Annotated in this window: 16 protein-coding genes; 12 read left to right on the top strand and 4 right to left on the bottom strand. The window is 40.3% G+C overall.

The annotated features are described in order from the left end of the window. Nucleotides 1-421 precede the first annotated feature (421 nt). The 3 genes from QX565_RS15400 to QX565_RS15390 all read left to right on the top strand — a co-directional run bounded on the left by QX565_RS15400 (nucleotide 422) and on the right by QX565_RS15390 (nucleotide 4,865). Nucleotides 422-2,632, top strand: a complete 2,211-nt coding sequence (locus tag QX565_RS15400) for a S9 family peptidase (RefSeq protein WP_289293377.1) — start codon at nucleotides 422-424, stop codon at nucleotides 2,630-2,632. A gap of 205 nt (nucleotides 2,633-2,837) precedes the next feature. After that, nucleotides 2,838-3,680, top strand: coding sequence for a lipoyl synthase (lipA, locus tag QX565_RS15395; protein WP_414429715.1), 843 nt, complete (start codon nucleotides 2,838-2,840; stop codon nucleotides 3,678-3,680). Between the two features lie 66 nt (nucleotides 3,681-3,746). Next, complete coding sequence (locus QX565_RS15390; protein ID WP_221649280.1) at nucleotides 3,747-4,865, top strand: hypothetical protein; 1,119 nt, start codon at nucleotides 3,747-3,749, stop codon at nucleotides 4,863-4,865. On the opposite strand, the gene QX565_RS15385 is transcribed toward QX565_RS15390, so the two are convergent. From QX565_RS15385 to QX565_RS15375, 3 genes are all read right to left on the bottom strand, one after another. Beyond that, the gene (locus QX565_RS15385) at nucleotides 4,831-5,535 is read right to left on the bottom strand and encodes an SAM-dependent methyltransferase (protein WP_221649279.1); all 705 of its coding nucleotides are present in this window, start codon (nucleotides 5,533-5,535) and stop codon (nucleotides 4,831-4,833) included. The two genes, QX565_RS15390 and QX565_RS15385, sit on opposite strands and share 35 nt — an antisense overlap. 133 nt (nucleotides 5,536-5,668) lie before the next feature. Then, nucleotides 5,669-6,676, bottom strand: coding sequence for a gliding motility lipoprotein GldB (gldB, locus tag QX565_RS15380; RefSeq protein ID WP_221649342.1), 1,008 nt, complete (start codon nucleotides 6,674-6,676; stop codon nucleotides 5,669-5,671). A gap of 24 nt (nucleotides 6,677-6,700) precedes the next feature. Beyond that, nucleotides 6,701-7,558 (bottom strand): enoyl-ACP reductase FabI, encoded by an 858-nt coding sequence (locus tag QX565_RS15375; RefSeq protein ID WP_002559373.1) that lies wholly within the window; start codon nucleotides 7,556-7,558, stop codon nucleotides 6,701-6,703. A gap of 327 nt (nucleotides 7,559-7,885) precedes the next feature. Here QX565_RS15375 and QX565_RS15370 point away from each other — a divergent pair, with 327 nt between their 5' ends. The 5 genes from QX565_RS15370 to QX565_RS15350 all read left to right on the top strand — a co-directional run bounded on the left by QX565_RS15370 (nucleotide 7,886) and on the right by QX565_RS15350 (nucleotide 14,393). Then, nucleotides 7,886-9,496, top strand: coding sequence for a glycoside hydrolase family 28 protein (locus tag QX565_RS15370; protein WP_289293373.1), 1,611 nt, complete (start codon nucleotides 7,886-7,888; stop codon nucleotides 9,494-9,496). Nucleotides 9,497-9,703: 207 nt separating this feature from the next. Further along, nucleotides 9,704-10,924, top strand: a complete 1,221-nt coding sequence (locus QX565_RS15365; RefSeq protein ID WP_221649277.1) for a DUF4861 domain-containing protein — start codon at nucleotides 9,704-9,706, stop codon at nucleotides 10,922-10,924. A gap of 114 nt (nucleotides 10,925-11,038) precedes the next feature. Beyond that, nucleotides 11,039-11,740, top strand: a complete 702-nt coding sequence (locus QX565_RS15360) for a hypothetical protein (RefSeq protein WP_289293370.1) — start codon at nucleotides 11,039-11,041, stop codon at nucleotides 11,738-11,740. A gap of 196 nt (nucleotides 11,741-11,936) precedes the next feature. Next, the gene (locus QX565_RS15355) at nucleotides 11,937-13,613 is read left to right on the top strand and encodes a glycoside hydrolase family 43 protein (RefSeq protein ID WP_221649275.1); all 1,677 of its coding nucleotides are present in this window, start codon (nucleotides 11,937-11,939) and stop codon (nucleotides 13,611-13,613) included. Nucleotides 13,614-13,739: 126 nt separating this feature from the next. Beyond that, nucleotides 13,740-14,393 (top strand): HAD family hydrolase, encoded by a 654-nt coding sequence (locus QX565_RS15350; RefSeq protein WP_289293368.1) that lies wholly within the window; start codon nucleotides 13,740-13,742, stop codon nucleotides 14,391-14,393. 58 nt (nucleotides 14,394-14,451) lie between these two features. Here the strand turns inward: QX565_RS15350 and QX565_RS15345 are convergent, their stop codons facing one another. Beyond that, nucleotides 14,452-15,357, bottom strand: a complete 906-nt coding sequence (locus QX565_RS15345) for an alpha/beta hydrolase (protein WP_289293366.1) — start codon at nucleotides 15,355-15,357, stop codon at nucleotides 14,452-14,454. Nucleotides 15,358-15,516: 159 nt separating this feature from the next. Between QX565_RS15345 and QX565_RS15340 the strand changes: the two genes are divergently transcribed. The 4 genes from QX565_RS15340 (at nucleotide 15,517) to QX565_RS15325 (ending at nucleotide 23,783) form a co-directional block, all read left to right on the top strand. Continuing rightward, nucleotides 15,517-16,818, top strand: coding sequence for an acetylxylan esterase (locus tag QX565_RS15340; RefSeq protein ID WP_221649272.1), 1,302 nt, complete (start codon nucleotides 15,517-15,519; stop codon nucleotides 16,816-16,818). 159 nt (nucleotides 16,819-16,977) lie between these two features. Next, complete coding sequence (locus tag QX565_RS15335) at nucleotides 16,978-20,196, top strand: SusC/RagA family TonB-linked outer membrane protein (protein ID WP_289293363.1); 3,219 nt, start codon at nucleotides 16,978-16,980, stop codon at nucleotides 20,194-20,196. Between the two features lie 18 nt (nucleotides 20,197-20,214). Next, nucleotides 20,215-22,113, top strand: coding sequence for a RagB/SusD family nutrient uptake outer membrane protein (locus QX565_RS15330; RefSeq protein ID WP_289293362.1), 1,899 nt, complete (start codon nucleotides 20,215-20,217; stop codon nucleotides 22,111-22,113). Nucleotides 22,114-22,133: 20 nt separating this feature from the next. Further along, on the top strand, nucleotides 22,134-23,783 hold the full coding sequence (locus QX565_RS15325) for a DUF5123 domain-containing protein (protein ID WP_289293361.1): 1,650 nt from the start codon (nucleotides 22,134-22,136) through the stop codon (nucleotides 23,781-23,783). Nucleotides 23,784-23,875: the final 92 nt, after the last annotated feature.

Raw genomic sequence — 23,875 nt, 5'->3', positions numbered from 1 at the left:
TAAACGAAATAAAATAATACTAAATAATTAATATTCAATTAAATAACAATAAGAAAAGTACATATGCAATAGTAAATTATTTAATGCGTCGGCCCTGAGTCTCGGTAGGCAACGTTGTTTTAGATGTACATGTAAAGCTACTCCACATGCACATGTCGTACTGCTCCACATGTACATGTCGTACTGCTTTACATGTACATCTAAAACAAAGAAGCACTACGACCTTCGATACATTCGATTACAACTAACCGGACGAAACCTCTAACAGAACACCAATATGCCTTACTATAATAAAATCTGTAAAAGGGAATTAATAAAGATAACGAGTACTGGCGAACGATAGATAAAAAAGTATCCTTTCTTTGACGAATTTCAGTTTATTACTAACTTTGCAGGAATAAGAAGCAAAAACTAAGAAATAATGAAAAAGATAACCCTTACCCTTCTACTTTTCCTTGCTTGCGTGGCAGGTATGGCACAAGGTAGTAAAAAACTCGACCTGAAGGATATAACTTCCGGTAAATATCGTCCGGCAAGCATTCGGAACGTAGTCCCAATGCCCGACGGTGAGCACTACACACAGATGAATGACGAAGGTACCCAAATCACCAAATACTCTTTCAAAACAGGAGAACCTGTAGAAGTAATCTTCGACGTGGCCAAAGCCCGCGAGTGTGATTTCAAACACTTTGACAGTTATCAGTTTTCTCCGGATGGGTCCAAACTGCTTATCGCAACTGAAACAACGCCCATTTACAGGCGTTCATATACAGCCGTACATTACTTATATCCCTTGAAACGTAATGATAAAGGGGTAACGACAAACAACATTATTGAACGGCTTTCTGACGGGGGCCCTCAACAAGCCCCCGTTTTTTCTCCTGACGGAACAATGATTGCTTTTGTACGGGATAACAACATCTTTCTGGTAAAAACACTCTATGGAAACAGTGAGAGCCAGGTGACGGAAGACGGCAAACAGAATGCAGTACTCAATGGCATTCCCGACTGGGTATATGAAGAAGAGTTCGGATTTAACCGGGCACTCGAATTCAGTGCCGACAACTCAATGCTGGCTTTTATCCGTTTTGATGAAACGGAAGTTCCTTCGTACCAGTTTCCACTCTTTGCCGGAGAATCACCGCACATCAACGGGCTGGAAGATTATCCGGGAGAATACACTTACAAATATCCGAAAGCCGGATATCCGAACTCCAAGGTAGAAGTACGTACTTTCGATATCAAATCAAAAGTAACCCGCACGATGAAGTTGCCATTGGATGCCGACGGATACATCCCTCGTATCCGTTTCACGCAAGACCCTAACAAGCTTGCCATCATGACGCTGAACCGTCATCAGAATCGTTTCGACATGTACTTTGCCGATCCGCGTTCAACTGTTTGCAAACTGGCATTGCGCGATGAATCACCCTATTATATCAGCGAAAACGTATTCGACAATATTCAGTTCTACCCCGAAAACTTCAGTTTCCTCAGCGATAAAGACGGATACCCGCACCTCTATTGGTACAGCATGGGAGGGAACTTGGTAAAGCAAGTGACTAAAGGTGCTCATGAAGTAGAATCGTTTCTGGGATATGACGAGGCCGATGGTAGTTTCTACTTCATCAGCAACGAAGAAAGCCCTATGCAACAAGCTGTTTACAAAATAGACCGTAAAGGTAAAAAGACCAAGCTGTCTCAAAAAGCAGGTATGAACAGTGCTTTGTTCAGCCCCACAATGAAATACTACATCAATACATACACCAACCTTGACACTCCGGCTGTTATCACCCTGAATGACAACGAAGGTAAGACGCTGAAAACATTGGAAGCCAACAATGCACTTAAACAAAAACTGGCACAAGTAGCACTTCCCAAGAAAGAATTCTTCAAGTTTAAGACTTCCCAGGGAGTAGAATTAAACGGCTGGATGATGAAACCGGCAGACTTCTCTGCATCCAAAAAGTATCCGGTACTGATGTATCAGTACAGCGGTCCGGGATCACAACAGGTGTTGGATAACTTCGCCATCAGCTGGGAAACCTATATGGCAAGTTTAGGTTACATCGTTGCTTGTGTAGATGGACGTGGTACCGGTGGACGTGGTACAGAATTTCAAAAAAGTACTTACCTGAACCTGGGTGTAAAAGAGGCCAAAGATCAGGTGGAAGCAGCCAAATATCTAGGTACACTCCCTTATGTGGATAAAAACCGCATTGGCATCTGGGGCTGGAGTTACGGCGGATACATGGCAATAATGAGTATGAGCGAAGGAACTCCGGTATTCAAAGCAGGGGTAGCTGTGGCTGCACCAACCGACTGGAAATTCTATGATACCATCTATACAGAACGCTTTATGCGCACGCCAAAGGAAAACGCAGAAGGATACAAAGCTGCATCTGCTTTCACACGTGCCGATAAACTACACGGTAATCTCCTATTGGTACATGGTATGGCAGATGATAATGTTCATTTCCAGAATTGTGCCGAATATGCCGAACATCTGGTACAACTGGATAAACAATTCGACATGCAGGTCTACACCAATCGTAATCATGGTATTTATGGTGGCAATACCCGCCAACACTTGTACACGAAACTGACCAATTTCTTTTTAAATAACCTATAAAGTAATGAATTATGAGGGTGTCAAAAGCCGGATCAAGCTATCAATATGTAACTTTAGAAACACAGATTAACGCAAATCAGCGCAGATTTAACTTAATCTTTGCGTAAATTAGCGTTAATCCGCGTTCTAATAATGGATGATTTTACTCTTGACACACCTTCCTAATTCATAAATCATAACTCTCAAACCATAAATCATACATCCAATGAGAAAGCCCGAATGGCTGAAGATAAATATCGGTGCCAATGCACGTTACACAGAAACAAAGCGTATTGTAGAAAGTCACTGTTTGCACACCATTTGTAGCAGTGGCCGTTGTCCGAACATGGGAGAATGCTGGGGAAAAGGTACAGCTACTTTTATGATAGCCGGTGACATCTGCACCCGTAGTTGTAAGTTCTGCAATACACAAACCGGTCGCCCGCTCCCGCTGGATGTCAACGAACCAACGCATGTAGCAGAATCCATCGCACTAATGAAGTTATCGCATGCCGTAGTAACCTCCGTGGATCGTGACGACCTCCCCGACCTTGGAGCTGCCCACTGGGTACGTACCATCACCGAAATAAAAAGAATAAACCCGAAAACAACTCTTGAAGTACTGATACCCGATTTTCAGGGACGGATGGAATTAATAGATCCTATTATTTCGGCGCATCCGGAAATCATTTCACACAATATGGAAACCGTACGACGTATCAGTCCGTTGGTACGCAGTGCAGCCAACTATGATACCAGCCTTAAAGTTATCCACCGGATAGCCAGTAGTAACACTACCGCAAAAAGTGGCATCATGGCAGGGTTGGGAGAAACTCCGGCAGAAGTAGAAGAACTCATGGATGACCTTTTGGCGGCCGGATGTAAAATTCTCACCATCGGACAATACCTGCAACCCAGCCATCGGCACTATCCGGTAGCAGAATACGTCACTCCCGAACAATTTGCCGCATATAAGAAAATCGGACTGGAGAAAGGCTTTGAGCAGGTAGAAAGCGCTCCGCTCGTACGTTCTTCCTATCATGCGGAAAAACATGTGAGCAAATTTTAACTTTCAACCCTCAACTTTAAGCCATATTAGTTTGTTTTATAGGAAACAGACAAAATGTATACTAAAATGAGTCATAAAGGAATATTGTCTTCCGCATTTAACATGTCATTGGGATACATCCCCGTTATCATTTCCATAGTTTTATGCGAATTTATAACGCAAGACACTGCAATCTATATCGGAACAGGTATCGGATTACTTTATTCGTATTGTTCAATGCATCGTAAGGGAGTGCGGATTCCTAACTTTATCCTTTACATTTCTACAGCCACCCTGGTATTACTAACCATAGCAGCGTTAATTCCAGGTGACTATGTTCCTCCCGGCGCTCTGCCAATGACAGTGGAGGTAAGCATTCTTATCCCGATGCTGATTCTTTACCTGCATAAAAAAAGATTCATCAATTATTTCTTGAAAAAGAAAGAGATTTGTTCCAAACGTCTGTTTGCCCAAGGTGCAGAATCAGCCATTGTATCTGCACACATCGTATTGATACTGGGAGTGTTACACTTTATCGCCATTAGTTTGGGAATATTTTTCGTACACCCTCTTGAAAATCCGGCAAAGTGGATCATATTCAATCTCCTTCCTCCCGCCATTTTTGTTTTGGCTATTATCTTCAACCAGATCAGCATCCATTACTTCAATAAGTTGATGGCGCATACCGAATACGTACCCATTGTCAATACTCAGGGAGATGTGATAGGGAAGAGTCCGGCGCTGGAAGCTCTTAATAATAAAAATAGCTATATCAATCCGGTGATACGTATCGCAGTGGCCTCGCACGGAAAACTATTTCTTTGTGAACGCCCTCAAACAGCTACGTTGGATAGAGGTAAAATGGATATTCCAATGGAATGTTACCTCGGCTTCGGAGAATCACTTGCCGAAGGTTGTCGAAGAATTTTACACAATACCTTTCCTGGTATCAACGGATTGAAACCGACATTCAGCATCATGTATCACTTTGAAAATGCCGTGACCAACAGGCTCGTCTATCTTTTTGTTCTTGATATAGAAGATGACTCTATCCTTTGCAATCCGCAATTTAAAGGTGGAAAGCTTTGGCAGTTCCAGCAGATAGAACAAAATTTAGAACGTAACTTCTTCAGTAAATGCTTTGAAGAAGAGTACGAACACTTGAAAGATATTATTGGTATAAGAGAAAAATACAGGGAATTTTAGATAGTTCGGGAACCTTTCCTTTCCATTCTTTCACTGTTTTAGTGCGAATGTATTCGCCTTCACAAGTTATATTGGCAGCAATGCAAAGCCGGGTCTGCGGACGACAGTTCTGCAAAATATCTTCAACCATTTTGTTATTGCGATAAGGCGTCTCAATAAAAAGCTGCGTCTGGTGCTCAGCATAGACACGTTGCTCAAGCATCTTTATTTTCTTTACGCGTTCGGTTGGTTCGATAGGTAAATAGCCATGGAATGCAAAACTTTGTCCATTAAAACCAGAAGCCATCACAGAAAGTATAATCGAGGAAGGTCCTACCAACGGAACTACTTTCAGATTCTTGCGCTGAGCAATGGCAACAACATCCGCCCCCGGATCTGCGACAGCCGGACAACCAGCTTCCGAAATCACTCCCATAGAAGCTCCCCCAATCAACGGTTTCAGATAGCCGGAAATGTCTTCAGGAGAAGTATGCTTATTCAACGTATAAAATGTCAGAGTATCAATATCAATCTCCCGGTCTACTTTCTTCAGAAAGCGACGCGCCGAACGAATATCTTCAACGATAAAATGACGGATATCAAGAATGATTTCTTTATTATAAGAAGGCAATACGGACTCGATAGTAGTATCACCCAAAGTTACAGGAATGAGATAAAGAGCAGTTTCCATGAGAAATAATGAATTAAATAATGTGCCAATATGCTAATATGCCAATGTGCCAATTGGCTGCGCTATATTTAACGAAAATATGCCGAATGGTAATTGGCACATTGGCATATTGACATATTGGCACATTATTCTATTATTTATAACCTGATTCTTGTAGCATACGATGATAGTCAGTAGTCTCCAGCAATTGCTGTAAGCTGACATCTTTATGCTTTTTCATATACGAAGAAACAATACATGTACCCATCCAGGTACCAATCAATGCCGGAGCATTCTCACCAAAGAAGGCAGTAAACGGTGCAGGTTTCATATACTTACGCACTATCATCGGATCACGTGCATAGAGATGCTGATTTGCCAGCATATACTCCCATACATTCCTTTCGTTCTCCTTGCACCACTTTTCTTCTGCATCGCCATAGCCCATAGCCTCACCTGTAGAACGATATCCCAGTATTTTTTGCACTGCATAATTTATCTTACCAGAATGCAACATCATATCGAGCAGACAACTTCCTTCCTGAAAAGGAAAAGGATACTTACTCATCAGATAGAATACAAAACAATCGGGCACAATGCGGTCAGGTCGCATAGAACGGCACTGATAATCGTAATAAAAACGTTTATATAAAGGATAATCCTCCCCCATATACTTATCCAGACTAATGCCAAGTAAAGTATCCGAAAGAACTACCGATTCATTGAATGCCGAAATTTGTGAATAGACATTTGGGATTTTGATATCGGGAACCTCTTTCTTCAGTCTTTCAAAACCTTTGGTCAACCCTTTCTCTACATCTTCCAGATCAGGGAAACGAGCTTCCACATCTGCCATCAGTCGAAGCAAAGTAGTATCCGAATAAAAAGTCCGAAGCCGCAAAGAAATGGTATCATCATTAACCTGCCCCAACCCAAGAACCTCTTCAATCAAAATCTTGGTAGGCTGACGGTACTCCATATTCATTTTTTGCAGAGCGGAGAAACTATTGGAACGCACATACTCGTTCAGCAGCTTATCATAGCGAACTATGGAAATCCCATTCTCCTCATTATGCAATAGCGTATTCTCCCCCGTACCCATCCGACAGGCTACGGCGAATACACATAATATAATAAAGAGAAGAGGATTTCTTAGTCTTATCATTTTTATAACTTATAATGCTTCTTATCCGTAAATGATATTTCCTTCTTCATCTTTATACTCATCGAGTCCCTTCTCATAAGTAGCCATTGCACGAAGACTCATACCTACACTGGAGAAACCACCATCGTGATAGAGATTTTGCATAGTCACTTTACGAGTAAGATCAGAGAACATTACGATACAGTAGTCAGCACATTCATCAGCAGTAGCATTACCCAATGGAGACATACGATTAGAGAAATCGAAAAGTTTATCCATTCCCTTCACACCCGAACCTGCTGTAGTAAATGTGGGTGACTGGGAAATAGTATTTACACGCACACTATGTTCACGCCCGTAAATATAGCCAAAACTACGAGCGATAGACTCAAGCAGTGCTTTTGCATCCGCCATGTCATTATAACCATAGAATGTACGCTGAGCAGCCACATAACTCAAAGCAAGAATTGAACCATAATCTGCAATAGCGTTCAACTTTTTGGCAGCCTGAATCATTTTATGGAAAGAAACAGCTGATATATCCAACGTTTTCTCCAGCATTCCATAATCAAGATCATCATAAGTACGTTTTTTACGTACATTAGGAGACATGCCTATAGAATGAAGAACAAAATCAATCTGACCGTGCAACACATCCATAGAAGTTTTAAATACATTCTGCAAATCTTCTACACTGGTAGCATCAGCAGGGATAACTTCACAGTTCAATTTTTCGGCCAGAGCGTTTACTTCGCCCATACGTATGGCCATAGGAGTATTTGATAATGTAATAGTTGCACCTTCTTCTACGGCTTTCTCTGCTACCTTCCAGGCAATAGACTGGTCGTTCAGAGCACCGAAGATAATACCTCTTTTTCCTTTCAACAAATTGTAACTCATACCTTTTAAATAGTTAAATTAGGTTGCAAATATAGGAACTTTCTGTATAAAAACACGAGAAGTGTGCAAAGAAAAGCCGAAAATGACAAAAAATCCACCTAAACCAACAGATTGTACACATCTAACGGGATTATCGACTCTATATTTGCACCAGATAATTAAGAGGTTTTTTCATAATATTTATTTAAGGTTAGAATTAGGTTAACATGAATCTTATTATCCATTCCGGTAGATCGCTCGGGAGAGTAGTCTGCCAAAGGATAATAAACCTCTTCGGTTATCAAGTGAAGACAACCCTTAGTATTAATCCATAGAAAGATAATTTAAATGAACACATTAACAAAAAAGCTCCTGCTGTTAACAGCTATATGCCTCCCCCTCTCACAAGGGAATCGGACATGCGCTCAAGAAGGAAATGTAATTGACAACAGTATTTATAAGGATCTCCCTTTTGATATGCCTATTGTAGAGCAACCTGCATTTCCGGACTATACAATAAGCATTGTTGCATTCGGAGCTAAAAATGACGGGAAATTTCTAAACACAAAGGCCATCAATGAAGCAATTAAAGCTGTCAATGCCAAAGGCGGAGGTAAAGTTGTCATTCCGGAGGGATTGTGGCTAACGGGTCCTATCGAACTTCTGAGTAATGTAAACTTATATACAGAACGTAATGCAATGATTCTTTTCACAGATGACTTTGATGCATACCCTATAATAGAAACCTCCTTTGAAGGATTGGAAACACGGCGTTGCCAATCTCCCATCTCGGCACGCAATGCAGAAAACATAGCTATCACAGGATATGGAACATTCGACGGATCGGGAGATAGCTGGAGACCGGTTAAAAGAGACAAACTTACTGCTTCTCAATGGAGTAAGCTTGTCAAATCGGGCGGTGTAACGGACGCATCCGAAAAGATATGGTATCCAACAGCCGGTGCATTGAAGGGTGCCTTAGCGTGTAAAGACTTCAATGTTCCCGAAGGGATAAACACTGATGAAGAATGGAATGAAATCCGTCCCTGGTTACGCCCGGTACTACTCAATATTGTAAAAAGTAAGAAAGTGTTGCTGGAAGGCGTTACATTCAAGAACTCTCCCAGCTGGTGTCTACATCCATTATCATGCGAACATATCACAATCAATAATGTAAAAGTATTCAATCCCTGGTATTCTCAGAACGGAGATGCACTTGATCTGGAATCCTGTAAGAATGCTCTTATCATCAACAGTCTGTTTGATGCCGGAGATGATGCGATCTGTATCAAATCCGGAAAAGATGAGGACGGTCGCCGCCGCGGAGAACCTTGCCAGAATGTATTAGTAAAAAACAATACAGTACTACACGGGCATGGTGGTTTCGTAGTGGGAAGTGAAATGTCCGGAGGTGTAAAAAATATATACGTAACAGATTGTACTTTCCTAGGTACAGACGTAGGTCTTCGTTTCAAAAGTACCCGTGGGCGTGGTGGAGTAGTAGAAGGAATTTACATCAATAATATTAACATGATTAACATTCCGAATGAACCATTGCTTTTCGATTTGTTCTATGGTGGTAAGGGGCCGGGAGAAGAAACAGAAGAAGAACGTGCAGCAAATACGAAAACAGATTTGCCACCCGTAACCGAAGAGACTCCTGCATTCAAAGATATCCATATTACAAATATTAATTGTAAAGGCTCCGGGCGTGCCATGTTTTTCAATGGGTTACCCGAAATGCCTATCCAGAATATAACAGTGAAAAATGTTGTAATTACAGATGCTGCCGAAGGCGCTGTTATCAGCCAGGCAGATGGCGTGACTTTAGACAACATCTACATCGAAACGCAAAGTAACGGCCCCACACTCCAAATAAAAAATGCAAAGAACATTCGGATAGATGGTAAACTACATAAGCAGGTAGGTGCTCAGGGCACCAATCTAACCCTAAAGTAAAACCACATTTACATAGATTAGATCAAAGCAGACAGTCCTTTTATCATCACTAACAGGGCTGTCTGCTTTTTTTAGCTTACATTTGCAGAGGAGTTCGCCACAGTAAAACTGAGTTTCTATTATTAACAACCAGGCAATTCTCTGTACAACTCTGTGATAAACAAACGACATTGACATTCACTCAACAATAAAACAATAAAGAAAAACATGAAAAGAAACCTTTTTACCGCTTTATTATTTCTATGTTCCTGCCCGTTAGTAGTTCTGGCACAGAGCAATGAAAAGACAATCACAGTAGAAGTGAGTAACCCCTGGAAACAGGCAAAATCTGATGAACCGGTAGTAATCAACCTAAAGGATATCAACCCCGGATTTCGCATTAAATCAGCAACAGTAATAGATGGTACTACAGAAATACCATCACAACTGGATGACCTGAATGGAGATCGCCGCGCAGATGAACTTGCATTTGTTATCGATTTGCCTGCCAAAGGTAAGAGAACACTGAAAATCACCCTGTCATCAGAAAAAAGTAATAAACAATACGAACCACGTGTATATGCAGAAATGATGGTAAGTGATAAAAAAGGAAAGCATGTTCCTGTTCATTCCGTGACCATCCCGGGTACTGCCAACATCTATAACCAGATGCACCACCATGGTCCTGCATTTGAATCGGAACTGGTAGCCTACCGTTTATACTTTGACCATAAACAAACCGTAGATATCTACGGAAAATTCAATAAAGGCTTTGAGATTAAAGAATCACAGTTTTATCCTACCGATGAACAATTGGCACGTGGTTTTGGTGATGATGTACTACGTGTAAGCGGTAGTTGCGGCGTAGGTGCACTAAAGGGTTGGAATGGAAAAAAAGCACTGCACATAGAACCTGTAAGTACACTCACAGAGAGTATCATTGCTTACGGTCCTGTCCGTACTATTGCTGAAATAAAAGTAACCGATTGGCAATATCAAGGTTCTGAATTGAATATGACTACCCGTTACACCCTCTATGCCGGGCACCGCGACATGAAGGTAGAAGCTCTTTTTGAAGAACCTCTGAAGGATGAAATATTCTGCACCGGTGTACAAGACATTGAAGGTTCCGTATCTTATTCTGATCATAAGGGGCTTATCGGTTGCTGGGGTACAGACTGGCCCGTAAATGATACTGTAAAATATGCAAAAGAAACTGTAGGGTTAGCTACTTGCATACCACAGAAATATGTAGTAAAAGAAGTGAAAGACAAACCCAACTATCTCTATACCCTAACAGCCAAAGGAGATAACCATTTCTCATATCACACCACATTTACTTCAATGAAAGAAACATTCGGCTACAAAACTCCGGAAGCATGGTTCGCCTATATTCGTGAGTGGAAAGAAGGGTTGGAACATCCTTGTGTGATCAAAATAAAGCAATAAAAACAAATATTACACCCTATTCGAACAAATATTACCCATTGCGAGAGGTAATACTTCATACTTTTGTACAGTAATAAACAAAGAACATTATTGTATAACTTAAAAATTATTATTATGAAGAAACAATTACTTCTCGCAATGGCTTTCGTAGCTGGCGTATTTACAGCGAATGCACAAGGAACTTATTCTGTAGGAGAACAATTCTTAGATACTGATGGCAATCTTACGGTATCTTCTATTAGTAGCGCCGATTTAGGTAGTATAACGTCTGTACCGGGTGTTACATTAACATTTGGAACCAATACTTATACTATAAAGAAACATGATAATCCATTTAATGAAGTATTCACTGCTCGTTTTGAAGGAGGTAATAATCCTGTCATAGCAGATGGAACAGGATGTCTTTACAAATTCGAGGTAAGTGAAGACGGAGAACTCGATTTAGCATATCAATTAGGTAATGCCAAGAAGATGTATGTTCTTGACAACGGAACAGACCTAACGGAAAATGTAATGGCTGGCTTTCCTTATGAAGTTGCAGAAAAAGTTACAGAAGGAAAAACGATCAAAGTACAAGCTGGACATACTTATTATTTCTTTGGTGCAGGAACTAAGTTAGGATTCTATGGTTTCACATTCCGCAAAGCTACCAGTGGCACAGGTATTTCAGATACAGCAGTTGAAAAACAAGTAATCGCTACAGAATATTATAATGTTCTTGGTATGAGACTGAGCGAACCTGCCAAAGGTTTGAACATTATCAAAAAGATTATGGATGATGGTTCTTCAGAAACAACCAAAGCATACATGGAATAAGTTTCTATTCAAAAATATAACTGCAAGTGCCCTTACCTGTTTAAATGCAAGTAGGGGCATTTTAGTATCTAATTATTCCACATTAATGCACAATAAATCCTCCAAAGCAATCGATTATTTATCACTGCTTTCATCTGGAAGACTTATATTTGTAACCAAGAATTCTATAACATAACTAAATAATAAAAAACAATCCATGAAAAGATTAGCACAGACCTTAGGCCTCTGCCTATTAATGACAACCCCGGCCATAGCACAGAAAAGTTATGTGTCCGAAGTATGGGTTGCAGACCAGGGAAACGGAACATATAAAAATCCAATCCTTTATGCCGATTATTCCGATCCGGATGCCTGCCGTGTAGGAGATGATTTCTATATGACTTCATCCAGCTTCAACTGCCTCCCCGGCCTGCAAATTCTTCATTCAAAGGATCTTGTAAACTGGAACATCATAGGTGCTGCTGTTCCTTACGCCCTCCCTCCCATCGAAACTCCCGAACATCCGGAACATGGCAATCGTGTATGGGCACCAGCCATCCGCCATCATAACGGAGAATTCTATATCTTTTGGGGAGATCCTGATCAAGGTGCATTCATGGTGAAAGCACGTGATCCGAAAGGCCCTTGGAGCGAACCAGTACTTGTAAAAGCAGGAAAAGGTATCATCGATACTTGCCCTTTATGGGATGAAGACGGTAAGGTATACCTCGTACACGCCTATGCAGGAAGTCGTGCCGGACTAAAAAGCGTCATTGCTATCTGTGAACTGAATGCAGATGCTACCAAGGCCATCACACAGTCAAGAATTGTATTTGACGGACATGAAGCCCACGAAACCTGTGAAGGACCTAAATTCTACAAACGAGGTGATTACTATTATATATTCCATCCGGCAGGTGGTGTACCAACAGGTTGGCAGGTTGTTCTTCGTTCTAAAAATGTCTACGGTCCATATGAGTGGAAAACAGTATTAGCACAAGGTAATACTCCGGTCAATGGTCCTCATCAGGGAGCATGGGTAGATACTCCAACGGGAGAAGACTGGTTCCTGCATTTTCAGGATGTAGGTGCATACGGTCGTATCGTACATCTTCAACCGATGAAATGGATAAACGACTGGCCAGTAATCGGTAATGATACAGACGGAGATGGTTGTGGCGAACCCGTACTAACCTATAAAAAACCAAATGTCGGTAAAACCTATCCTATCTGTACACCACAAGAAAGTGACGAATTTAATGAATACACACTTTCTCCACAATGGCAATGGCATGCCAATATCAATGAAAAATGGGCATACTATGCAGGTGATCATGGGTATGTACGTCTTTATTCTTATCCGGTAGTGAATGAGTATAAAAACCTTTGGGATGTAGCCAACTTACTACTACAGAAAACTCCTTCAAATAACTTCACTGCAACAATGAAGCTGACTTTCAAGCCTACAACCAAATACAAAGGTGAACGTACCGGACTTGTAGTTATGGGTCTGGATTATGCCGGATTAATTCTTGAAAACACGGATAAAGGGCTTGTGCTCTCACAGTTAAGTTGCAAGAAAGCAGATAAAGGAACACCGGAAGAAGTAAATGAAGCTATTGATTTACAAAACAACACAGTATATCTGAGAGTTAAATTCAGCAGTGACGGTAAGAAAATCGGTAAAAGTGAAGGTGGACATGACCTTATAGTAATGTGCGACTTCAGTTATAGCACCGATGGTAAAAAATTCCAGAAATTAGGAAAACCATTCCAAGCCAGAGAGGGCAAATGGATCGGAGCTAAAATAGGAACATTCTGCACCCGTCCTGCCTTGGTAACGAATGACGGTGGCTGGGCGGATGTTGACTGGTTCCGTATCACAAAGAGATGAAACGGGAAGCTTTAGAACTATAATAACTGTTTCAAGTAAATGCATTTATGCCTCTGCAAAAAGAAACTATTGCAGGGGCATATTTGTTTTCCTACATTTGCAGAACGATTACTAAAATAAAGAGAAATGAAGAAACTTGTTATATTCGATTTAGACGGAACACTACTAAATACGATCGCCGATCTGGCAAACAGTACGAACCATGCACTTAAAAAATTGGGATATCCTATACATAAAATAGAAGAATACAACTTCATGGTAGGTAATGGAATTAACAAACTCTTTGAGCGTGCCTTACCGGAAGGAGAAAAAACAGAAGAAAATGTACTCCGTGTACGCCAGGAATTCGTACCCTATTATGACAAACACAATGCGGATGAGAGCAAACCATACCCCGGAATTGCAGCCTTATTAGAAGCACTACAGACCCAAGGGATACAGTTGGCAGTTGCGTCCAATAAATATCAGGCAGCTACAGAGAAGCTCGTAGCCCATTATTTTCCAAACATCCGGTTCGTAGCTGTACTGGGACAACGGGATGGAGTGAAAGTAAAACCGGATCCAACAATTGTGGAAGATATCTTGCGAATAGCAAACGTTGAAAAAAAAGAAGTTCTCTATGTCGGAGATTCGGGCGTAGACATGCAGACTGCCATCAACGCAGGAATCACCTCTTGTGGAGTCACCTGGGGATTTCGTCCACGTACAGAATTGGAAAGCTTTCATCCGGATTACATTATAGACAAAGCAGAAGTAGTGAAATCAATGATTAGTGATTAGTGATTAGTGCTATGCAGCGTGATTATAACGCAGCCTGCTAATCACTTATCACTTATCACTAACCGCTAATCACTCCCTCCAGCCATTTCTCAACTAGTATAGGCCATTGATTAGTTGTCCCCGGATTATTACGTAAAGCGATACTGTGTCCTCCTTCCGGAAAAATATGCAGAGTTGTTTTCTTTACATCAGCTCGTTTCAGTGCAGTATAGTAGAAAATACTGTTGAGAGAAGAGACAGACCGATCATCAGTAGCATGTACTATAAAAGCCGGTGGAGTCTGATTTGTCACACGTTCATCACAAGAAAACTGATGCAACAATTCCGGTGACAGTTCCTTTCCCAAGAGATTATCCCGACTTCCTTTATGAGCCGTTTCCCCCATTGAAATCACAGGAGAAATAAGTATCGTAAAATTAGGACGGAAAGACTCTTTATCCAGTGCATCTCCTCCAGCCCCCCAATCTTCTGAAAATGTAGAAAGACAAGCCGAAAGATGCCCTCCTGCCGAACACCCCATTACTCCTACCTTATCGATATCAATGCCATAATCTGCCGCATGAAAACGAATGTACCTCATTGCACGTTGTGCATCTTCCAAAGGAGCCTGATAGCTCACTATCACATCCGGTGATTGCGGCATACGATGATTGAGAACAAAAGCAGTAACCCCAAACGTATTGAACCATTTAGCCAACTGCCATCCACTAATCTGATAAGCCAGACGTGCATATCCTCCACCTGGAATAATTAACACGGCAGTCTTCTTATTTTCTGCTTTCGAAGGTTCAAAAACATACACTCCAGGTGTACCTACCTGATATACCCGTTCATTAGCAATACTATCTTTCACAGTAATACCTTTACTGTTTGGCATGTTATTATTCCATATAGGATAAAAAGTCTGTGCAACACCTATTTGAAACATTCCTGCCAATAACCAAAAGCATAAGCCTCTTTTCATTTCATTTATACGATTAATAAACTCAGAGTGACAAAGATAGTATAGCTTTTTTATTTCAAGGTAGAATAATTGGTACATATACTCGTAAAAAGAAACATTATTTCTACAAAAAGCTACGCAAACTCCATTAACTTTGTTTCAACATTTAATAATTGTATCATGAACCAGAAAAGCATACTACTCATTCTTACTTTATTGTACTGTCACGTAGCATCTTTCGCTCAAAAGACAAATATCAAAGACTATGTCCATATCGAGATTACTCCCGATCACGACGATTGGACATACCGTACAGGCGAACAGGCATCATTTACTATTCGAGTTATACGTGGAAACATAATGCTCAAAAACATTCCACTCACCTATGAAATAGGTCCCGAAAAACTTCCTCCTAACCAAACAGGAAGTAGCGATCTGAAGAATGGTAGCTTTAAAGTGAAAGCCGGTACAATGAAAACGCCCGGTTTCATCACTTGTCTTTGCCGTACAAAGGTAGATGGTATTATCTACTCCAACTATGTAAATATAGGGTTTAGCCCAGAAAAGCTACAAGCAACCACTACACTTCCCGAAGATTTCACCAAGTTCTGGGAACGTGCCAAAGCAGAAACAGCCAGCATACCGATGGAGCCTCTAATTACTCTGTTACCCGAACAATGTACTCCGGAAATAAATGTATACCATATCCGTTTACAACACTATCAGAAAGGAAGTTATCTTTATGGTATCCTCTGTATACCTAAAAAGTCAGGTAGATACCCGGCTGTTCTCCGTGTACCGGGAGCCGGAGTAAAGAAACAACCGGCAGAAATGAAACTTGCAGAAAAAGGAATGATCACCCTTGCCATCGGTATCCATGGCATTCCGCAAACACTACCGGATAACCTGTATGCCGATCTGAGTAAAGGTGCATTAAACAACTATGCCTTCTATAATCTCGATAGTAAAGATCACTATTACTATCGTCGCGTATATACCGGCTGCATACGTGCGCTCGATTTTCTGTGTAGCCTGCCCGAATATGATGGGGAGAACTTAGGTGTCATCGGTGGAAGTCAGGGCGGTGCATTGGCAATGGTTACTGCCGGATTAGACTCCCGAATAAAGGCACTCGTAGCTTTCTATCCTGCTCTTTGTGATGTGACCGGTTATCTTCATGGGCGTGCGGGAGGATGGCCAGCCATGTTTGCCCCTCAAAATCAGGTATTGAACAATAAACCCGAAAAGATTGAAACGTCCCGTTACTATGATGTCGTCAATTTCGCACGCTTTATTCAGGCACCCGGATATTATTCGTGGGGGTATAATGACCCGACCTGTCCTCCTACTTCCACTTTCTCTGCCTACAATGTCATCACTGCTCCCAAGCAGTTGTTCATTGCTCACGATACAGGTCACTGGCGTACAAAAGAGCAGGATATAGTGACCAATAATTGGTTCTGTAAACAGCTGATTAAGTAGTACATTTCGTCTTAAAACAAAAAATACTACCCTAAAAACAAATATTGCACATCTACTAATTCACATCCTCATACTTTTGTAGCGATCAAACTAACGCTCTATATGGGTGTAACTAAGAAAAACAATCATTTTAATAAACTAAAAGTAAACATGCAAAGAATGTCTAACCAAGTGAAAAACATGCGAATCGTGCTGCTTATGTTATTTGCAGCTCTATCGCTCAGCGTTTCCGCGCAAACAATCACTCTCACGGGTAATGTTAAAGATGCGACCGGCGAACCGATAATCGGAGCCTCTGTTGTAGAAAAAGGTAATACCACTAACGGTACAATTACTGACCTTGATGGTAACTTCACTCTTAAAGTTTCCTCTAAAGCTACTCTTGTTATTTCATACATCGGTATGAAAACTCAGGATTTTGCACTCAAAGGACAAACAAAAATTAATGTAACGCTACACGATGACACCCAGGCATTGGACGAGGTAGTAGTTATCGGTTATGGTTCAGTACAGAAAAAGGACTTGACTGGTTCTGTATCTTCAGTTAGTGCTAAGCAATTGGAATCAATTCCCGTGTCAAGTGCAGCTGAAGCTTTGCAAGGTAAAATGGCTGGTGTTCAAATTACAACAACAGAAGGTTCCCCCGATGCCGACGTAAAAATCCGTGTTCGTGGTGGTGGTTCTTTATCACAAGATAATTCACCACTTTACATCGTAGACGGATTCCCAGTGTCAAGTATCTCAGATATCGCTCCTACAGATATCCAATCTGTAGACGTATTAAAAGATGCATCTTCTACAGCTATTTATGGAGCTCGTGGTGCAAATGGTGTTATAATCATCACTACTAAATCAGGTAAGGAAGGAAAGACTCAAGTCAACTTCGGAGCTTCTTTCGGTGTACGTAATGTGGTGAAACAAGTCGGAGTACTAAATCCTTACGAATATGCCCTTTATCAATATGAATTAGATCAGACAGGAACTTCTTATGGACAATATGATGACTTGGAGATTTACAAATCGGTAGAAGGTGCCAATTATCAGGATGAAATATTTGGCCGTACAGGTACCCAACAGCAATACAACGTTAGTATCAGTGGTGGTAGCAAGCAGACTAAATACAGTATCAGCTACGCACGTAATGAAGAAACAAGTATCATGAAAGCTTCTGGCTACGTGAAGAATAATATCAACGCTAAAATTAATACAGAAATCAATAAATGGTTAAGTCTTGATTTTAACGCACGTCTTATACAACAAACAATCGATGGTTTAAGTGGAGGTGCAGACAATGAAAGTAGTAAGGCTTATTCATTGGTATCCCGATCTATCACTCATGCTCCCATCAAAGCTTTGGCAGAAGATGCAGAAGATGATGAAAACAGTACGAATGCACGTTACACTCCGACTGAACGTTTAGATGCAACTTACAAAAAACAAAAAAGATTCCGCCAAGATTATAATATAGGTCTTAACTGGGAACCATTTAAGGGATTAAAATTCAGAAGTGAATTTGGCTATGGCTGGAAATTCGACAATACTGATCAGGTTTGGGGTTATAAAGCAACAGCTAACTCTAAATATGGTCATGGCGGTTTACCACAGGCATATATCACAAAGGTTAACAACCAGAACTGGAGAAATGCCAACACATTGACTTACGACAATAAAAAGCTCTTTAACGGACGCGACCGTATCAATGTAATGATAGGACATGAAGTCTCTTCCACACAAGATGAAAAGACTTATCTCACAGCTGTAGATTTCAGCAAAGACGCAACTACAACAGAAATTCTCGCAGCTTTGGGTAATGGTACATCACTGCCAACCAGTACTTATATCGGAATAAAAGACAATTTACTCTCATTCTTTGGTCGTGCTAATTATTCATTGATGGACAAATATCTGTTCACTTTTACTATGCGTGCCGATGGTTCAAGTAAGTTTGCCTCAGGAAATCAATGGGGATATTTCCCGTCAGGTGCTTTCGCATGGCGTGTTTATGATGAAGCCTTCATGGAAGGAGCAAAAGATTATTTGTCAAACCTCAAACTTCGGTTAAGTATCGGTACATCCGGTAACAATCGTATTCCCAGTGGCTCCATGTACACTACATACTCAGTAGCCGGAACATCAGACAAAGGTATCTACTTTGATGAAAAAACAGCCGTTGTACTAAAACATGGAAACATCCTTTCCAATCCTGATTTGAAATGGGAAACAACTATATCAAGAAACTTAGGTATCGACTTTGGTTTCTTTAACAACCGCCTTTCCGGTGCTTTGGATTTCTATTGGAATACCACCAAGGATCTATTAATGAAAACAACTATTGCTTCTAGTTCCGGGTATGCTTTCCAATATAAAAATATGGGACAAACCTCAAATAAAGGTGTAGAGTTGCAGTTAGATGCTGTTTTGGCTGAGACAAAGAACTTTGGATTAAATTTGAACTTCAATATCTCATATAATCGTGGAAAAATTGATAAATTGAACAATAGTAAATTCTGGCAAAGTAGTAGCTGGGCCGGAACAGCAGTTGCAGGTATTGAGGATTTCCTAATAGAAGAAGGAGGTCGTTTGGGTGAAGTATACGGATATGAAACTGATGGATTCTATACAGCAGATGATTTTACCTTCAATCAAACAACAGGTACATATGCACTGAAAGCAGGCGTAAATGATTGTGGCTCACTTATTGGCGGAAAAGTTTATCCAGGTTCTATCAAATTGAAAGCGAATGAAAATGGTGAATACAAGAAAGTTCGTTTAGGTAATACCATTCCTCCATTATCAGGTGGTTTTGGTTTGAACGGAAGATGGAGGAACTTTGACTTCACTGCATTTTTCAACTACTCTATTGGTAACAAAATCGTTAATGCAACTAAATTGGGTTCCAGCTTTTATAGCGGTTCATCCAAAAACTGGAATTTGAATGATCATTTTACTTCGAACGATCGCTATTCATGGATTGATCCTTCTACTGGCAAAAACCTATTGAGTAGTGCCTCAATAAAAGAAAACGGTGAAGCATGGACTATTAATCGTCTGAATGAAGTGAATGGAAATGCCAGTATCTGGAATCCAGCCGGAGCAACAGCAATGCCTCTAGTAGATTGGGCTGTGGAGAACGCTTCATTCTTACGCGTCAATAATATTACAATCGGTTATACACTGCCTAAACTGTTTGTTAGCAAATTGAAGATACAAAATGTACGTATCTATGCTACAGGATATAATTTGTATTGCTTTACTAATTATAGCGGTAGTGATCCGGAGGTTGATTGCTGTACCAGCACTCCGATGACTCCGGGAATCGATTATTCGGCTTATCCAAAGAGCCGTTCATTCGTAGGTGGTATTAATGTTACATTCTAATTAAAGACAAAAACAGATATGAAAAATATATTCAAATCATTATTCATTGGAATGAGCGTAGCAACTCTCGCTTCCTGCTCAGACTTTCTGGATCAGACATCTCCTTCAGAAATGACCGGAGAAGCTGTATTCAACTCAACAACCTATACTTCGCAAGCCCTCAACAAAGTATATGCCGGTCTTACCAAAGATGAGACTTATGCACAGGTAGTCCCCTTACTTTGTTCGCTAAACTCTGATATAGAATTAGTAGACGGATTAGGAGAATCAGCAGTAAACTCTAACAACGAACGTGGTGTATGTAACTATAATCCGCAACTGGATTGGGCCAAACTGAACCGTAATTGGACTGGTATGTATGAGGCTATTGAGAATGCTAATATTGTAGTTGAAGGAATAGAAGGCAGCTCATTGATAGCAGAAGGTAATGCTTCAAGAGAAAAAATGCTGATATACAAAGGAGAAGCATTAACACTACGGGCTATGCTTTATCTTGATCTGATCCGTACTTATGGTGATGTTCCGATGAAATTTGAAACAACGAACACAAATGGTTCGAACATTTATCTACCTAAAACAGATCGTGATGTTATCTATGAAAGATTAATTCAGGATTTGGAAGAAGCTATCAGCTATCTACCATGGGCTGGAACTTCCGGTTATACAACAGAAAAAATAACAAAAGGATTTGCACACGGTTTATTGGCTCGCGTTGCTTTAACATATGCCGGTTATTCTATCCGCGAAGCGTCAAAAGCCGGTTATGAAAATTTACCTAACTGTGATGCAACTTATCCGACACAACGCCCGGGAGCAGAAAAGCGTACAGAACTTTATACATTGGCTCTAAAAAGCCTAGATGCTATCATTGCCAGTAACAAACATAAGCTAAATCCTTCTTTTGAAAACGAATGGTATTTATTGAATCAATTAAAATTAGATCAAACTTATCAGGAGAATCTTTATGAAGTAGCTCACGGAGTGAGTATGTCTGGGGAATTAGGATATACAGTTGGTATTCGTATCAATGGAAAGACCACTTATTATGGTGCAAAAGGGAACTCATCCGGTAAAGTAAAACTGACAGCTCCTTTCTTCTGGACATTCGATAAAAATGACTTACGTCGTGACCTGACATTCGCTACATACGAAATCAAAGAAGGTGATAACGGTAATACGATCGAAAATATGACAGGTAATGCACCTTTCGCTATGTATATAGCCAAATGGGATGTTCGTAAAATGTCAGATACATGGCTTAGTGCAGCAAGAGCATCTGCTGACAAAGTAGCAACAGGTATCAATTGTGTTATGCTGAGATATTCAGACGTATTATTAATGTATGCAGAAGTTTTAAACGAATTGCAGGGTGCCGATGCAGTTGGACCAACGAGTGGACTAAGCGCCAGAGAGGCACTTACACAAGTTCGTAGCCGTGCTTTTTCTGAAGCTCAACAAGCAAGTGTACTGAGTTATGTAAACAGTCTTACAAGCGGAGAAGATTTCTTCAACGCAATAGTAGATGAACGCGCATGGGAACTTGCAGGTGAAGGCGTACGCAAATACGACCTGATTCGTTGGGGATTGCTTTCTAAAAAGATTGAAGAGTCAAAAGATGAATATATGGATTTGATTACAAAAGCCCCTAAAAAGCTATATTATAAAATGAAGAAAGACAATGCAAATGAAATTGATCTTTCAAGTATTTGTTGGTATGAAGAACCAGATAATATAGATGAGTATAAAAGCGTATCAGGTTGGGGTAGTGAAGATCCATTAACAGGAAAAAATGTAGCCTTCGTTCCTTACATAAGTATCGGATTGAACAATAAAGTGATCAACAGACATGTATTCCCAATTGGTGCTACTACTATCTCTGACTCAAACGGTACATTGCAAAATTCTTACGGATTCTAATAGTATAAAAGACAATAGTTATGAAAATAAATAAATTAAAATATATGGCCTTGTCGGGAGTAGCATTACTCCTGGCAGCAATTGCCACCACATCTTGTGATGATGCCAACGACTGGACAACAGATTCGTCTTACAGCCGTTTGTTCAAAGTAACCAAGATGGGGATTACAGTTAGTGCAACAGATGCTGAGTTTACATGGACTTCAACACCTAATACAGAATATTATATCATTGAAGTTAGTAAAGATTCACTATACGATGCTATCGAAATGGGAACAACTAACGGATCTATTGTATATGGTCAAGATAAGAGCATAACAAAGTCACCATTTACCTTAATCGGCCTTGATAGTTCAAGTAAGTATTTCCTCCGTATGAAATCAATGTCCGCAACTCAGGAATCTAAATGGTCTTATCCTGAAGAGTTTTCCTTCAAAACCAAATCGGAACAAATCATGCAAGAGGTTGGTTCAGGAGATAAAACTGCTACAACAGCCATTCTACATTGGGCAGCCGAAGCCAAAGCAACCCACATCGAATTACTAAAAGGCGACCAATTGGATAGAAATATAAATCTAACCGATGAAGCGTTGGAAGAAGGAACAATTACTTTAGAAGGCCTTGAACCATTGACCACCTACACTGCCAACATTTACAATAATGAGGTAAAGAGAGGAAGTATCACTTTCCAGACTTACCCCAGTGTGCCAGCAGCTGATTATACAGCTTATCTGACCGCTACAGACTCACTCAATCAGACTCTACTTGATGAAATAGCTGCCGGAGGATATAAAAATGTAACAATTGCATTGCCAGGAGACGCACAGTATAATAACAGTAACAAATTAGTTTTACCTGACGGCATGGCAATCACATTCTTTGGATTACCCGGAGAAAAGAAAGCAACGATTGCTATTCAACAGTTTGACTTTAGTAGCAGCCATAGCTTTATCAAATTCCAGAATATAGAATTCTCTGGTTACAGTGTAAATGAAGAAGGAGAAAAAGTTCAAAACAACTATATCTTCAATCAAAGTAAAGCTACTAATGTAGGTTCTGTTGAATTCAGTGATTGTTATATCCATGATTTCAAAAATACACCGTTCAGATTACAGGGTAGCGATATCAAAACGATTGGACATCTCATTATTGACAATTGTATCATTTACGGACCAGATTCACGTACTTATAGTATAATACATGTAGATGCAAATAAAGGTGCCGGAAAATGTGAAAACATAACTATCAGCAACTCTACAATCTGGAGAAGCGGTAAAAGCTTTATCTGTTGTACTAATACTAACCTGACGAAAATAATAGTAAAGAATTGTACATTAAGTAAAGTTCCGGGTGAAGGTGATTATATTATAGATCTTGGAGCAGACGGAAGTACTTCTGAAGGTATTGTATTAGAAAGCAATATTTTAGGTAGTAAAGGCGGAGAAAAAATAAAAGGTGCTCGTTATAAAACATCTTCTATCACTGTACTTGACACCTATACTACAACAGACTTCAGCATATCAAGTAATGATATCAAAGATCTGAGTTCATATAGTGGTAGTGAAGCTGACTTATTTGTTGACCCGGAAAAAGGCAATTTTACAATCAAAGATAACTCCTTCTCAGGGAAGCGTTCTTGTGGTGACCCACGTTGGTATATGCCCGAATAAAATTATATAGTTTAGGAAGAAAAAGGATGAACATGAAAATGCTCATCCTTTTTTTTACAAATAATATAAATCCTATGTATTGAAAAAGTTTC

It is taken from the genome of Bacteroides sp. 41_26 (genome assembly GCF_949740115.1).
Classification (GTDB): domain Bacteria; phylum Bacteroidota; class Bacteroidia; order Bacteroidales; family Bacteroidaceae; genus Bacteroides; species Bacteroides nordii.
The sequence above is the reverse complement of the archived record's forward strand: the minus strand, read 5'-3'. Positions and strand labels throughout refer to the sequence as shown.